Raw genomic sequence first — 13,390 nt, forward strand, 5'->3', positions numbered from 1 at the left:
TCGTGCGTCGCGCCCAGGGATCATAGTGGCCGATTTGGAGAAAACGGTCGTCCGAGGCCGCGGTGATACATTTGGTGTTGAGTCCCTGTCGGAACATCAGCTTCGCGAGGGAAGGACGGAGAACTTCAACCAGCGACAGCGGCCTGATTGCTCTCGAAGAGCGGTATCCTCACGAAGAATGTCGTCCCGACCCCAAGCTCGCTTTCATAACGGATGTGTCCGCCAAGTTCCTCGAGCAGGAGACGCGTGATGTTCATGCCCAAGCCTGTCCCCTCGTGCTGGCGGGTGGACGAACTATCAAGCTGGGTGAAGCGGCCAAAGACCTTATCCTCCGAGCCCTTCGGAATGCCGGGTCCTGTATCTGTTATCCTTATCTCGGCAAAATCTTCCAGCCGAGACGCGGATATGGTCACGGTATCGCCGGTACCCGAGAATTTCATGGCGTTGGAAACGACGTTCGCGATCACCTGCTGAAGCCGGCCCGTATCTGTCAGGCAGATGCAGGGTTCAGCGGGATCAATGAAGGTGAGCCGCACTTTGCGCTCAACCCCGTATCCTTCCAGTTCTTCGGCGGCGGCACGAAGGGCATCCTTCAGGTCGACCCTTTCGAGCGTCACCTTGAACTGTCCCGAATCCAGCTTCTGCAGGTCCAGCAGGCTGTCGATCAGCTTGCGCAGGCGTTTCGTATTCCGCCGGGTTATTTCGACCCCCTTGAGGGCCTTGTCCGGCAAGACGCCGAAGCCTCCTGCGTGCAAGAGGTCCAGCGCGCCGCTGATGGATGTGAGGGGAGTGCGCAGTTCGTGGCTGATGACGGAAACAAGCTCGTTCTGCAGCCGCACCGTTTCCTCCGCCTTTTTCCTTGCTGCCTTCAGGTGTCGCACGGTTTCCTCTTCCTGCGTCACGTCGATCAGATCGAGCGTCCAGCCCAGAAACTTGCGATCCGGATGGACGGCATTCTCGATAACCAAGGCCCTTGCGCGATACGCACGGTCCCCGACGATATGGTGCACGGTCGGGTCGATCTGTTTGCCCTGCATCAGGTCAGCGACCAACTCGTCGATCATGACCCTCAGCTCTTCCGCGTTCTCGCCCCGCAACATGTCCTTCACGACAGAATTCTTCGAGACCATGCGGCCCTTGCGGTTGAAGATCATCTTCAAGCTGTCTGACGCATGAAAAAAATGCTGTTCCCCGACCTTTTCGGCTTTGAGCCACCGGCTGTTGATGATGACCGACCCGTAGGACGCGAAAGAGATCACGATCACGTAGGGCGTCGGGTCGACCCCCGCGACAGTAAAGCCGAAAAGGAGGTAACTGATATTCGTTCCGACGGGCACAGCCGACATCGCCAGTATGGCCCCGTAGATCGGCCTGAAATAGTCGGTCGACTTGCGAAGACCGTAGAAGGCGATCACGCCGGCGAGGGTGATCCAGCTGAAGTTGTAGGCCTCCAGAACGTAGAACATCCATCCACGATCCGGCATGATCGAAAGCCGACCGTCGATCATGTCGGACCGGCTATCCAAAGAGATCAGGGATTGGTGCCAGAAGTTCGTCAGGGCGAGGATGATCCCGATGCCGGTTGACACGACGACAACCTTGTATGCGTAACGGCCCAATACATTCACCTTGATCGGTCCGAACTTGATCAGGAACATGGACCACGCCGCCGCGCAGAGTGAACTCATCGGCAGCGCCAGTGTGTGCCAGAATATCTTGTCCGGTACGCTGACGGCCGCGACCTGAAGAATGGTGACCGTCAGCCATGCCGCCACCCCGACATGGGTCATGAGGAAGAAAGTGTGACCGGGACCGACCGGCCGCTTCCAGGAACGGACCGTATGAAAGATCAGCACGCATAGAATGAAAAATCCGAACGCGAACAGTCCGTCGATTTCGTATCCATCTATCATCTGGGCAACTCGGTTCCTCGAAGTTGTGCAGGCATGAAAGAAAAGACATTCAAATAACGTCATTATTGCGGCGCTGTTCCGCACTTCACCATTCCGCAGGGTGTGCCCGGATTCGAACCGATCCGCCCCTGGGCCCACCCGAAACAGGGAGTTGCGGCTTGGATCAGGGCGACAGGTTGGCGAAGCCTGCGTGCCCGCCGCCGTTGCGGGCAGGCGAGGTCACAGCGCCTGACAAGGATTGCCCCGCAGCGGCGACACAGCCTCCCGCGGCAGATTCAGGCGGATGCAGGTTTGCACGACGCCGCCGCATCACGGAAAGCGGGACGGCGCCCGGGGCCTGCCCGTCGCTGCCCGGCCAGCGCGACAGGATGCGCCCCTGCGCTCGCAGCCTTTGACCAGCAAGGGCAGCGGCGCGGTGGTCACCGGCGTTGTTCGATACGTGGCGATCCCTGAAGGACTCGAACCCTCAACCTGCTGATTAGAAGTCAGCTGCTCTATCCAGTTGAGCTAAGGGACCGCTGGACGGGGTTTTCCATCATCGGCGCTGGCTTGGCAAGCCTCGTGGTCCCTGGTTGCGCTATTGCGCGGCCTCGACCGCCAAAGCGGCCATGCGCAGGGCGGAGTCGCGATCGGCGGCTACCGCCAGGAATCGCGCCGCGTGGCAGAAGCGCGCGCCCGGCACGCCGCTTGCCTGCGCCAGTTCGGGCCCGGTCAGCCCTGCCCAATGCGCGGGCAGGTCCGCGCGCAGGGCAAAGCTGTCGGCGTCCTTGCGGATGCCGGTTATCGCCCAGTCGGTATCCCGCGGGTGCACCACGAAAAGCAGATGATCGGCACCCGCCTCCGCGATCGCGTCCCGAAAGGGCATCCCCATGGGAAGCTCCAGCACCTGCGAGCGGCCCGCCCCGACGATGGCCGCATGGACCATGGCCGCCGCCCGCTGCTTGGCCGCGCGTCCCTTGACCGCTGCTTCGAGAAAGGTCCGCGCGACGGGCAGCGCCGCGGCGAATGCCGCATCGTCCGCCGCCGGGCTGCGGTCGTCGAACTCGGGCTTCAGCGTTTCAAGCAGAACGGGCAAGGTCAGTTCGGACAGGAAACCGGCGCTGCCCGGATCCAGTGCGCCATTGTCCATGAGGTCCACCGGCAGAACGAAATCACTGTCGACGGCCGCGTGGACCTGCTCGACCGCGCTCTCGGGCACGTCCAGCGCCCTGAGGTATGCCCGCCCGTAGTGAGCCCAGATCAACCCGATCGAACTGTAGGGTCGCCCGTCCGGCCGCATGGGGCCGGGCAGTTGGTGATGATCGAAGATCTGCGCGTCCGGGGCGTACTGGCGACCCACGTCGTAGACGATCCTGTCCGCCGATGGCGTGATCCACTCGGCATCTCGCGAGCGGATCAACCTTGCATCGGGGTAGAGCCGCGTCAGAACGACGGAGGAAAGCAGTTCGTCCGCGTGAAAACCGCCCGAATGCGTGACGAGGTTTCGGATGTCGCCACGGTCTGGCATCATCTGCGTCACGGGCGCGGAGTCCGTATCGCGGCTGGCAGGCATATCGGCTACGGCCCCGCGGGTCAGCGCGCGCGCGTCAGTGGGTCCATGCGCCGCGGCGACCGGTGGCGAAGTTCTCGCCATAGCCGCCCGCCCGCACGTTCGGCTTGCGGCTTTGCGGTTCCTGCACCTGCGCGTCGATGCCGTGTTCGCGGGCGTACTCGATGGCTTCCTCGCGGGTTTCGAACCGCAGCCGGACCTGCGTCTGGGTGTCCGAGGACGAGGTCCACCCCATCAGCGGATCGACTTCGCGTGCTTCGGAAGGGGCGAATTCCAGCAACCAGACCTTGGTCTTCGCCATGCCGGAAGACATGGCTGTGCGGGCTGGCTTGTAGATGCGTGCGCGCATGGAAGGCTCCTTGGTTCGACCTGCGCCCCTATATCGGGCATTCAGGGGCATGGGGCAAGACCTTCGTGCCGATAATGCGACCTTCTCCTTTGACTTGCCGCGGTGCAGCATTACCTTCCCGGCATGTCTCGGAAGGAGCCATGCATGTATCCCTTCACCTTCATGACCCTCGCGACCCGGACCATCGTGCTGGCCTTCGAGGCGCAGACCGTCATGACCCTGCGCCTGCTGGCCATGAACGGCCTCATCCCCTCCCGCCCCGGCGAGACCGGCCGCATGATCAGCGAGAAGCTCCCCGCCTTCGGCGAGGCCGGGATCGCGGCGGCAGCGGCGGCACTGTCCGGCAAGCTGCCCGACCAGGTCATGTCGGCGGCACTGGCGCCGCTCAGCCGCAAGGTCCGGGCCAACCGCAAACGCCTGACGAGATGACGCGGGCCGCCCTGCTGACAGCTCATGGCAGCTAACCGGCCTGACCCCTTGATCCCGGCGGCGAAAACGACACCTATGGTATTCCGAAGCCGAGGACGCCTCCCATGCCCTATGCCCATTCCGACACCTCCGAGATCGCGCCGGTCCTGACGAACCCGGCGCCCGACGTGCGCAACCGGCCCAAGCTGGAAGGCGGCAAGAAATTTCGCCTGAATACCGAATTCGATGCGGCAGGCGACCAGCCCAAGGCGATCGCGGAGCTTTCGCAGGGGGTCAAGGACGGAGAACGCAACCAGGTGCTGCTGGGGGCGACGGGCACCGGCAAGACCTTCACCATGGCCAAGGTGATCGAGGAAACGCAACGTCCCGCCATCATCCTCGCCCCGAACAAGACCCTGGCGGCCCAGCTCTACGGCGAGTTCAAGGGGTTCTTTCCCGACAACGCCGTCGAGTATTTCGTCTCCTACTACGACTATTACCAGCCCGAGGCCTACGTGCCGCGCTCGGACACCTTCATCGAGAAGGAGTCCCAGATCAACGAGCAGATCGACCGGATGCGCCACTCCGCCACGCGGGCATTGCTGGAAAGGGACGACGTCATCATCGTGGCGTCCGTCTCCTGCATTTACGGCATCGGCTCGGTCGAGACCTACGGGGCGATGACGCAGGACCTGAAGGCAGGTTCAAGCTACGATCAGCGTCAGGTAATCGCCGACCTCGTTGCCCAGCAGTACAAGCGCAACGACGCCGCGTTTCAACGCGGCTCCTTCCGGGTGCGGGGTGACAGCCTCGAGATTTTCCCCGCCCACCTCGACGACCGGGCATGGCGACTGTCCTTCTTTGGCGAAGAACTGGAAAGCATCACGGAATTCGACCCCCTCACCGGGGAAAAGACCGACACGTTCGACCAGATCAGGGTCTACGCCAACAGCCACTACGTCACGCCGAAGCCGACGATGTCGCAGGCGATCATCGGCATCAAGAAGGAGTTGCGCACCCGGCTCGACCAACTGGTCGCCGACGGCAAGCTGCTCGAGGCGCAGCGCCTCGAGCAGCGCACGAACTTCGACCTCGAGATGCTGGAAGCCACCGGTGTCTGCAACGGGATCGAGAACTATTCGCGCTATCTGACCGGCCGCGCCCCCGGCGAGCCGCCCCCGACCCTGTTCGAATTCATCCCCGACAATGCCATCGTCTTTGCCGATGAAAGCCACGTGTCGGTCCCGCAGATCGGCGGCATGTACAAGGGCGACTACCGGCGCAAGTTCACGCTGGCCGAGCACGGGTTCCGCCTGCCCTCCTGCATGGACAACCGGCCGCTCAAGTTCGAGGAATGGGATGCCATGCGGCCGCAGTCCGTCTTTGTCTCGGCAACCCCCGCCGACTGGGAAATCGAACAGGCCGGCGGCGTCTTTACGGAACAGATCATCCGGCCCACCGGGCTGACCGATCCGAAGATCGAGATCAGGCCGGTGGAAATGCAGGTCGACGACCTTCTGGACGAGGTACGCAAGGTGGCCGCCGACGGCTATCGCACCCTGTGCACCACGCTGACCAAGCGCATGGCCGAGGATCTGACGGAGTACATGCACGAACAGGGCATTCGCGTCCGCTACATGCACTCCGACATCGACACGATCGAACGGATCGAGATTCTGCGCGACCTGCGGCTGGGTGCCTTCGACGTGCTGATCGGCATCAACCTGCTGCGCGAGGGGCTCGATATTCCCGAATGCGGGCTGGTCGCGATCCTTGATGCCGACAAGGAAGGCTTCCTGCGGTCCGAGACGTCGCTGATCCAGACCATCGGCCGCGCCGCGCGGAATGCCGACGGGCGGGTCATCATGTACGCCGACCGCATCACCGGATCGATGGAACGCGCGATGGACGAGACCGAGCGTCGGCGGGCCAAGCAGATGGCCTACAACGAGGAACACGGGATCACGCCCCAGACCGTCAAGAAGAACGTCGAGGACATTCTCGCCGGCCTCTACAAGGGCGATGTCGACATGAACCGCGTGACCGCGAACGTGGACAAGGCGCACGGCGGCAACATGCAGGCCGTGCTGGACGGGTTGCGCACCGACATGCGCAAGGCCGCCGAGAACCTCGAGTTCGAGGAAGCGGCCCGCCTGCGCGACGAGGTCAAGAGACTGGAGGCCGTGGACCTTGCCATCGCCGACGACCCGATGGCGCGGCAGTATGCCGTTGAAAAGGCCGTGGGCGACGCGCAAAAGGCCTCGGGCCGCAGCACGATGGGGCGCGGCGGCATGCGGGGCGGTGTCAAGCGGCGCGGAAAACGCTGATTGCGAAATGCCAAAGCGGGCCCGAAGGCCCGCTTGCGTTGTCATCGGTGGATACGGTCCGGCAGTCGGATCAGATCCAGTAGTACGGCACGCCGTAATGGTCGAAGGTGCGCTGTTCCCAGTCGCGGTCCCGTTGCCAGCCTTCCGGCCTTTCCGGGGCGCCTTTCAGGGTATCTTCGTTGATGTCGGTCACGTACCCTTCGCGCGAGGTATCGTAACGCAGGGCGTTCCACGGGATCGGATGGTGATCCTCGCCCATGCCCAGAAAACCGCCGAAGCCCATCACCGCGTAGGCGACGTTGCCGGACTTCTTGTCGATCATCAGGTGGTCGATATGGCCGATCTCGTCGCCATGCGCGCCGTAGACCGCGCTGCCGTTCACCTTGTCTGAAGAAACCAGTGCTGCAGAAGAAGACATATCATTCATGGCGCATTCCTTTCCTGAGTGCGTGTATGCAAGGAAAACGCCTGATGCGTGGGCCAGTTCCCACGGCCCGGCGCCGCAAGCGAAAGGTTGCCTGCGGCGAAACGAGACTGCTTCAGCCCTGGAATCCTGTTTCCAGAACCACCGGCACCACGATCTCTTCCTCGTCCGTCAGGTGCCTGTTCAGCAGGGTGGTGAAACTGTCCAACCGCTCGATGAAGGGGCCAACCTGCCCGCCCTGCAACACGGCGTTGGCGCCTTCGGCCATGCCGTGCAGCAATCCATCCATCGCCTCGTGATCGGCTTCGAGCAGTTCGAACCCGCGTTCAAGCCGATTGTCGAGCGTGATCAACCGGGGAAAGTAATGGTGATCCTCGATCTGGTGGTGGCCATGCAGCTGGTTCAGGAGCATGCCGCCGTACTGCGACAGACGGGGCGCGTATGTTTCAAAGCCCACCTTATTGTCCGCCAGCGCGCGTGCATCCTCCTGCAGCAGATCGGTCAGCTGCCGGAACATGGCGTGCCGTTCCATCCAGAAGCGGATCATCTCACCGAAATTCTCGTGCGCTTCCCAGTTTGCACGAGGGTAGGCCTCTGCAAGGACGCGCAGCGCGTCGGGCAACCCGTCACGCCGGTCGAGCGCCAGTTCAGGCTGATCAGGATCAAGTTTCATGGCGCTTGCATAGGGATTTCGACCAACCGCCGCAACCTGCGGAACTTTTGCCGATCACGTGGAGTTTATCCGCCAATACACAATATGTGATTCAAGGAGACAAACAATGGAATATGGCCTGCTCGGACTCATCGTCCTGATCGCCGACATCTACGCCATCTACCAGGTGCTGACATCGGGTGCGTCGACCCTCGCGAAAATCGTGTGGACCATCGCGATCATCCTGCTGCCGGTACTTGGCTTCATCGCATGGCTGATCTTCGGCCCGCGCGGCAGCCGCGCCACCGTGTAAGCCGGCGACATTGAAACAGGGAAGGCCCGGAGGATCATCCTCCGGGCCTTTTTCGATCGTGCAGGGTAATTCTTTGTTAACCCCGGCACCTCAGGATCGCGACGGGAGCACGCGATGCCTGTCTTGGTTCTGGTTCTTTTCATGATGCTGTGGTCCGTCCCCGCCCGGGCCGGCGCATGGATGCGCGAGGAAGGCACCACTTTCGTCTCGTCCACGTTCACGCTCAATTACCTTCTGGACCAGAGCAGCGGCACCTACGTGGAATACGGGTGGCGTGATGACCTGACCGTCGGCATGGATCTGAGCCTCGCGAACAGCCACCTCGGCCTGCAGTCCGGTGCCGTGACATTCTTCTTTCGAAGACGCCTGGGCCGCGCGGAGAGCGTGAATAAATGGGCCTACGAGGTCGGCGGCGGGACTGCCTGGATACAGGATGTCGTCCTGCCGCATGTGAAACTGGGCCTGTCCTGGGGCCGGGGGTTCGAAGCTGCGGGCAGTTCCGGCTGGATGGGTGTCGATGGATCGGTCTTCTTCGACCTGGCCAGCGGCCGGCGCGCGGCCAAGCTGGACAGCACGGTGGGCTACAATTTTTCCGACGTGACCGCCGGAATGGTGGAAATCTATCTCGCTCACATAGACAGCCGCAGCTATGCCACCTTCGCCCCGTCGATCCTGATCCGGCCCCGAAACAGCAGCTACCGCATACAGATCGGCGCAGAAAGCCCCATGACCTCCCTTTCGGATACCTCGATCAAGCTGGGCCTCTGGCGGAATTTCTGAATGGCGCCCCGCGTGCGGGACGCCGCTTTTGCGCGTCCAGTCTCAGCGGCTGTCCATCCGGACGGAAACCTGAACCCGGCCCCGGACCGGCCCGGACCAGTTGAGCCTGATCTGGTCGCGATCCCCGCCGACCGCGACATCGGCGTAGGGCGTCTCCCAGACCCGGACGTTGTTGGCGTTGCGCAGCGCGCCCTGCGCGAGCACGCTTTCCACCTTAAGCGCTTCACCACCGAACGGCAGGTAATCCGCCAGGTCGATCGTCCAGGTATCGGAGGCGGTGTTCTGGAAGAACTCGACCTTGGCCGGGGTTTCCACCTGGTAGGTCACAGCATGGAAAGAGTTTTCCGTGAAGACCACGTTCTTGCACCGGGACAGGTCGAGGTCGGCAAAGGTCGTATCCACCCTCTCGGCCCGGTCGATCACGCCATTCAAGCTGCGGAACCTGTTTCCCGTGATCGACACACCGCTCAGGAAGTGCCCTGCCCCATGAGGCTTCACCACGATATAGCTGAACCACGGTGCCACCTCGCCGGACAGGAAAATGTTGTCCGTGACGCTGAGCGCGCTGAACGAATATTCCGAGTTGAAGGCCGGGGCGGGATCCTGTTCGTTCGTCCATTCCAGAAAGCAGTTGTCGACGTAATTGCCCGAGAAGATGGAACTGACGTGCGTGTTCGCGAGGATGATACCTGCGGACCGCACGCCGTTGTTGACCTCGTCGCCCTGAAAGAAGTGGTTCCCGGTGATGATGCTGTTGGCCCCGCCCAACAGGCCGAAATGGCGGAACCGGGTCGCCCGGTTGTCGCGCAGCTTCACGTCGTTGGCGTTGGCATTGAAACCGATGGTCTTGCGCTGGGATACCGGCAGTGCATCTTCCGCCGACAGGAACTGGCAGCGGTCGATCAGCATGCCCTGGCAGCCGCCCCCGATGGAGGTGATGCCCCGGTCGGCCGGTCGCGTGATGAAACAGTCACGCACCTGAAAGGCGGTCCCCGAAAGCGCCAGCATGAGCGCCGAACAGCGGTTGTTGCACTGGAATTCGATATCGGCGAGCACGAATTTGCTCAGCTGGCCGAAGCCGCTGAAATCGAGCATGTACCGGAACCTGCGGAAGGTGAAATTTTGCGTGCCCGCCGCATCGTAGAGTGGCGCGCTCAGTTCGATCTGCCCGGTGGCCACGTTCTTCGACCGCACAAAGACTTCCCGACCCACCCCGTTTCCTTCGACAAGCGCGCCGACAGGAACGTTCGCGATGTTGGTGACATTGGTCAGCCGCTTGTTGTTGTTGGGGTTGTAGGTGGCCTGTGATGACACGACCTGCGTGTCCCAGGCGGCGCTGCTCGCGGCCTCCAGCTGGCCATTGCGGATGACCCGGCGTGTGGCATAGCTGTCCTGCCCCGGCACGGTGGCCTGCATGTCGATCGGTCCGGTCACGTTCACCTTGCGCCCGCCCAGGTCGAGGGTTTCGTGATCCGCATTGTTCAGCAGGGCCTGGAACGCCTTGCGGAACGCCAGTTCCTCGTCCTCGAAGGCCTCGATGTAATTCGGCAGGTCGAAATTGCGGCGCAACAGCAGGACGGCGCTGTCGGGCATGGTGACCGTGCCTTCGAACCGGACGTTGGTGTCTATCGTCACGCTTGAATTGAGCCGATAGGTGCCTGCCGGCACATAGACGGTACGCCCGTTCGCCGCGGCGTTCGCGGCATCGAAGGCCGCGCTGTCATCGGTCGTGCCGTCGCCCACCGCTCCGAAATCCACGACATCCACCTGCCCCAGCATGTCGCGCAGAAAGACGGAGGTCACATCCTCTATCTCCACGTCGTCGACCCGGACGATCCCGCCATTGGCCCCGACGAGGTCGATGCCGAAATGGCCGTAAACGGGCTCGGTTCCCCAGACCATGTCCACGCCGGCGCGGTTGCCTGTCCCGACGATGGCCGAGATCTCGACCACTTCGCCATAGGTCGTCAGCGTGACGAATGGGGCAAAGGCCGGCACATCGGCCACGAGCGACCCGTTGGCGCGCGCGGCGTAACCGGCGATGCGGACCGAAGGCAGGTTGCCGCTGATGGCCTTCACCCTGGTCCTTATCCGCAGGTAACATCCCGGCAGCAGCGGCGTTTCCCCCATGTAGCGCAGCTTTTGCGTGTTCTCCGTCTTGAGCATCTCAAGCGCACCGCCGAAATCCTGATCCGCCGCGACGAAGGCGGCGTTCGCCACATCTTCATAGGTGTCCGACCCCGGCGTGCCATTCCCGCTCGACCAGACGTCCAGACCCCGGGCAAACGGCGTCGGCATCAGCACCAAGCCTTCGGTAATCGCCTTGTTCATGAAAAATCCCTTCCTTTGGCCGCACCACGACGTCGCGCGCCGCCTGGTTGATACCGGGCCCGGCGCCTGCCGGTCCGCGAAAGGGTAAATAACAATGGAGGGTTAAGTGCTTGGCCGACCAGCGCACGCCCCCGCGCAACGCGCCGCCGGCGCGGGTTTCAGGGGCTTTGAAAGGTCGCGAAACAATGCGCTGCAGGGGCAAGGGCCGCTTTCCCGAGCATCGTACCGACGCGACTGGCCATGGCCCGCAAAGTGTTTGGAGAAGGCTTCTTCAGTCGATCAGGCCGTCACACCGGGCGCATCCAGAATCTGCACCGCACCGATCCGCCACCCCATGTCGGTTTCTTCCATCTTGTAGTCGAGGATATGGGTGAAGCCCTTGGCATCGGTTATCTGCACCTTCTGCCACAGGCCGCCGGCCTTCTCGTGCAGTTCGAGATACCGAACTTCGGCGGGTCGCCAGACCATGGGGTAGCCTTCCGTCACCATGCGCTGAAAATTCCGCGGCGTCTGGAACATCCGCTGGAGCGATGGCGTGGCGAAGGTGAAGGCCGTCTCGAAATCGTCCGCCTTGAACGCCTCGATCTGGCTGCTGATGGTGCCCTGAATCTCGGTCGATTGCGCCGTCGCGCCGATGGCGGACATCAGCAACAGCATCAGCCCCCCAAGCAGTCCCAGAATTCCTGTCCGCATGATCTTTCTCCCGCTGGCTGTGTGACCCAAGGTAAGCCACGGTGCCAGCGGGACAAGAGTTTCAGGCGTCGGTCAGCTTGCCAGCCAGCGCCGCGTCGATCAGGTCTGCGGTCTCGGTCACGCCGTAAAGCGCGATGAACCCGCCGAACCGCGGCCCCTGCGACGCGCCCAGCAACACTTCGTACAGTGCGGTGAACCAGTCGCGCAGCGGGTCGAAGCGTTCCTTGCCGACGGCGAACACCATGCTCTGCAGCGCTTCGGCATCAAGGCCGCCGTCCCAGGCCCGCAGGTTGTCACGCAGTTCCTCAAGCGCCTCGCGCTCAAGGTCGGTCGGCGCACGGAACACCTTGTTCGGCTTCACGAAGTCGTTGAAGTAGCGCACCGCGTGTTCGGCCGCGGCATCCATGCCGGGGTTGCTTTCCGGTGTGGCGTCCGGCGCGTAACGATTGATGAACCCCCACAGCTGCGCCTTGTCCTGCGCCGAACAGACGGACGCGAGGTTGAGCAGCATGGAGAACGGCACCACCATGTCCGACTTCGGCACGTCGCCGCCGTGAATGTGCCAGACCGGGTTGTTGGCCCTGGCATTCGCATCCTGCGTCTCGTAGGCGCGCAGCTGCTGGTGATATTCGTCCACCGCCTTGGGGATCACGTCAAAGTGCATCCGCTTGGCGGTCTTCGGCTTGAGGAACATGAAATAGGCGAGCGATTCCGTGCTGGCATAGGTCAGCCACTGGTCGATCGAGATGCCGTTGCCCGAGGACTTGGAAATCTTCTGACCATTCTCGTCGAGGAAAAGCTCGTAGCTGAAATGTTCGGGTTTCTTGCCGCCGAGGATCTCGCAGATGCGGTCGTAGATGGCCGTGTTGGTCGCGTGTTCCTTGCCGTACATCTCGAAATCGACGCCCAGCGCCGCCCAGCGGGCACCGAAGTCGGGCTTCCATTGAAGCTTCACATTGCCGCCCGTCACCGGCAGGGTCATCTCCTCCCCCTCTTCGGTGTCGAAGGTGATCGTCCCGTCCTTGGCGTTGACCTCCTTGATCGGCACATACAGCACCCGGCCCGTCTCGGGATGGATCGGCAGGAAGATGGAATAGGTTTGCCGGCGCTCTTCCCGCAGCGATTTCAGCATCACCTCCATGATCTCGTCGTAGCGTTCCGCCGCGCGCAGAAGCACCTCGTCGAACTGGCCGGAGCGATAGAAATCCCTCGCGGAATAGAATTCGTACTCGAACCCGAAGGTATCGAGGAAACGGCGCAGCATCGCGTTGTTGTGGTGGCCGAAACTCTCGTGCGTGCCGAAGGGATCGGGCACGCTGGTCAGGGGCTTGTGCATGTGCTCTGCCAGCATTTCCTGCTGCGGCACGTTGCCGGGCACCTTGCGCATCCCGTCGAGGTCGTCCGAAAAGCAGATCAGCTTCGTCGGGATGTCGCTGATCTCCTCGAAGGCGCGCTTGATCATCGTGGTGCGCAGCACTTCGCCGAAGGTGCCGATGTGCGGCAGGCCCGAGGGCCCGTAGCCCGTCTCGAACAGCACGAACCCCTTCTCGGGCGGCTTGTTCTGATAGCGTTTGAGTACCCGGCGCGCTTCTTCAAAGGGCCAGGCCTTGCTGCTCAGTGCGGCGTCACGCATATCAGACATCATTTCATC

12 protein-coding genes and 1 tRNA gene are annotated in these 13,390 nt (G+C 62.5%); 4 read left to right on the forward strand and 9 right to left on the reverse strand.

Going from position 1 to position 13,390, the window contains the following annotated elements; genetic code table 11:
• Window positions 1-125: 125 nt before the first annotated feature.
• The 4 genes from BOO69_RS15325 to BOO69_RS15340 form a co-directional block, all read right to left on the reverse strand.
• The gene (locus BOO69_RS15325; protein WP_071972964.1) at window positions 126-1,913 is read right to left on the reverse strand and encodes a sensor histidine kinase; all 1,788 of its coding nucleotides are present in this window, start codon (window positions 1,911-1,913) and stop codon (window positions 126-128) included.
• Between the two features lie 440 nt (window positions 1,914-2,353).
• Window positions 2,354-2,430, reverse strand: a tRNA-Arg gene (locus BOO69_RS15330).
• A 60-nt stretch (window positions 2,431-2,490) separates the two neighbouring features.
• Window positions 2,491-3,423 carry an MYG1 family protein gene (locus BOO69_RS15335; protein ID WP_237267616.1) on the reverse strand — a complete coding sequence of 311 codons (933 nt, stop codon included), beginning with the start codon at window positions 3,421-3,423 and terminating at the stop codon, window positions 2,491-2,493.
• Window positions 3,424-3,499: 76 nt separating this feature from the next.
• Window positions 3,500-3,811, reverse strand: coding sequence for an ETC complex I subunit (locus tag BOO69_RS15340; protein ID WP_071972965.1), 312 nt, complete (start codon window positions 3,809-3,811; stop codon window positions 3,500-3,502).
• Window positions 3,812-3,955: 144 nt separating this feature from the next.
• Between BOO69_RS15340 and BOO69_RS15345 the strand changes: the two genes are divergently transcribed.
• Together BOO69_RS15345 and uvrB are read left to right on the forward strand one after the other, a co-directional pair.
• Complete coding sequence (locus BOO69_RS15345) at window positions 3,956-4,240, forward strand: antifreeze protein (protein WP_071972966.1); 285 nt, start codon at window positions 3,956-3,958, stop codon at window positions 4,238-4,240.
• A 104-nt stretch (window positions 4,241-4,344) separates the two neighbouring features.
• Window positions 4,345-6,546 carry an excinuclease ABC subunit UvrB gene (uvrB, locus tag BOO69_RS15350; RefSeq protein ID WP_071972967.1) on the forward strand — a complete coding sequence of 734 codons (2,202 nt, stop codon included), beginning with the start codon at window positions 4,345-4,347 and terminating at the stop codon, window positions 6,544-6,546.
• A gap of 70 nt (window positions 6,547-6,616) precedes the next feature.
• Here the strand turns inward: uvrB and BOO69_RS15355 are convergent, their stop codons facing one another.
• Entirely contained in the window at window positions 6,617-6,973 is a 357-nt protein-coding gene (locus BOO69_RS15355) for a PRC-barrel domain-containing protein (protein WP_156874949.1), read from the reverse strand.
• 112 nt (window positions 6,974-7,085) lie between these two features.
• A complete protein-coding gene (locus BOO69_RS15360) occupies window positions 7,086-7,643 on the reverse strand; it encodes a hemerythrin domain-containing protein (RefSeq protein ID WP_071972968.1) in 558 nt (185 codons plus the stop codon).
• Between the two features lie 106 nt (window positions 7,644-7,749).
• Here BOO69_RS15360 and BOO69_RS15365 point away from each other — a divergent pair, with 106 nt between their 5' ends.
• Together BOO69_RS15365 and BOO69_RS15370 are read left to right on the forward strand one after the other, a co-directional pair.
• Entirely contained in the window at window positions 7,750-7,935 is a 186-nt protein-coding gene (locus BOO69_RS15365; protein ID WP_071972969.1) for a PLDc N-terminal domain-containing protein, read from the forward strand.
• A gap of 114 nt (window positions 7,936-8,049) precedes the next feature.
• Entirely contained in the window at window positions 8,050-8,715 is a 666-nt protein-coding gene (locus tag BOO69_RS15370; protein ID WP_071972970.1) for a hypothetical protein, read from the forward strand.
• A 42-nt stretch (window positions 8,716-8,757) separates the two neighbouring features.
• Here the strand turns inward: BOO69_RS15370 and BOO69_RS15375 are convergent, their stop codons facing one another.
• From BOO69_RS15375 to BOO69_RS15385, 3 genes are all read right to left on the reverse strand, one after another.
• Window positions 8,758-11,046 carry a glycosyl hydrolase family 28-related protein gene (locus BOO69_RS15375; RefSeq protein WP_071972971.1) on the reverse strand — a complete coding sequence of 763 codons (2,289 nt, stop codon included), beginning with the start codon at window positions 11,044-11,046 and terminating at the stop codon, window positions 8,758-8,760.
• Window positions 11,047-11,325: 279 nt separating this feature from the next.
• Window positions 11,326-11,739 (reverse strand): DUF4864 domain-containing protein, encoded by a 414-nt coding sequence (locus BOO69_RS15380; RefSeq protein WP_071972972.1) that lies wholly within the window; start codon window positions 11,737-11,739, stop codon window positions 11,326-11,328.
• A gap of 61 nt (window positions 11,740-11,800) precedes the next feature.
• Window positions 11,801-13,381 carry a lysine--tRNA ligase gene (locus tag BOO69_RS15385; RefSeq protein ID WP_071973857.1) on the reverse strand — a complete coding sequence of 527 codons (1,581 nt, stop codon included), beginning with the start codon at window positions 13,379-13,381 and terminating at the stop codon, window positions 11,801-11,803.
• Between the last annotated feature and the right edge of the window lie 9 nt (window positions 13,382-13,390).

The organism is Sulfitobacter alexandrii (assembly GCF_001886735.1).
Classification (GTDB): Bacteria; Pseudomonadota; Alphaproteobacteria; order Rhodobacterales; family Rhodobacteraceae; genus Sulfitobacter; species Sulfitobacter alexandrii.